Annotated in this window: 1 protein-coding gene and 2 tRNA genes; all 3 read left to right on the forward strand. The window is 48.9% G+C overall.

What is annotated here, in order from left to right:
* The first annotated feature begins 54 nt into the window (after positions 1–54).
* Positions 55–131, forward strand: a tRNA-Asp gene (locus AC6R1O_RS03280).
* Between the two features lie 150 nt (positions 132–281).
* Positions 282–358: transfer RNA gene (locus tag AC6R1O_RS03285), tRNA-Trp, on the forward strand.
* A 150-nt stretch (positions 359–508) separates the two neighbouring features.
* Positions 509–1,414 (forward strand): multicopper oxidase domain-containing protein (locus AC6R1O_RS03290; RefSeq protein ID WP_500656473.1); only part of this gene is annotated, 906 nt, incomplete at its 3' end.

Below are 1,414 nucleotides of genomic sequence, written 5' to 3' on the forward strand. Positions count from 1 at the left end.
TGAACATTATCTGTTTAAAGCACGATTGAGATAAGACTTTAAATAGACCACTGCGGAGTGGTAGTTCAGTTGGTTAGAATACCGGCCTGTCACGCCGGGGGTCGCGGGTTCGAGTCCCGTCCACTCCGCCACTTATAAACCTCGTTTATCGAGGTTTTTTTGAATCTAATTTTTAGGGGTGTAGCTCTCATTAATAGAGCAGCGGATTCCCCAAAAGTCCTCGAGAAGGCGCGTGTTGGGAGTTCGAATCTCTCTTTCACGGATAATTTGAACCTATTTTTAGGGGTGTAGCTCCAATTGGCAGAGCAGCGGATTCCAAATCCGCGTGTTGGGAGTTCGAATCTCTCCACCCCTGCCATATCTAAGGCTCTAGTCGAAAGACTAGAGCCTTTTTTGTCTCCGTTTTTTAATCTTGCACGCGACAAAACACAAATCACTCATTGCACTGAGAATCATTCGCAGTATTTTGCTACATTATACGTCTTGTCTGTTTTAGGTGTTTACCGTTATGGCTTTGAGTCGTCGCCAATTTCTTCAATCTTCACTTGCTTTGTCTGCTCTCTCAATGATTCCTGCTTGTTCGGTGACTCGGCAAACTCGGACTCGAGAAGGCTATGTTTACGATCTCACTGCTGAGCCTAGCCGGGCTGAACTCGTCCCTGGGTATCAAACAGACGTACTGGGGTTTAATGGTGCGATCCCTGCGCCGACACTCTATTGTCGTCAGGGGGAAGAGGTCGTGATTCGTTTCACGAACAAACTGTCAGAGCCTACCACCATACATTGGCACGGCTTGCGAATACCGATCGAGATGGACGGCGTTCCTTTTCTCAGTCAAGCGCCTATCATGCCGGGAGAGACGTTTGAGTATCGATTCACTCCGCCTGACGCAGGCACGTTTTGGTATCACCCACACATGAACAGCGTTGAACAGTTAGGGCGAGGACTCGTTGGACTGATTATTGTTGAAGAGCGCGACCCCGTGGTTTTTGATGAAGAGCATGCGTTAATGCTCAAGCATTGGCACATCGACAGTCAAGGGCAGTGGAAGGAGAGAATGATCCCACGTTTAAGTGCTCGGATGGGCACGCCAGGGGAGTGGAGCAGTGTGAATGGCGTTCATGAGCCTTTATATACGCTTAAAGCGCACGCGACCACTCGCTTACGCATTGCTAATGTCGACAATACCATTACCTATCCAATTGCGATTGAAGGGGCAGAGGCTTGGATACTGGCTATTGATGGCAACCCGGTCACCACGCCAATGAAGCTCTCTCAGCATAAAGTTGGACCGGGTATGAGGGTGGATCTTGGTCTGATTGCGCCATCTGCTGGCAACAAAGTGTTTGTTCGTCAAATGAAGGGGCGTTTCCCTTTTCCTCTGTGTGAATTTGATGTCGTCGCGTCTGATTTG

It is taken from the genome of Vibrio sp. R11-SG3-ISO3-SZ, from assembly GCF_059834345.1.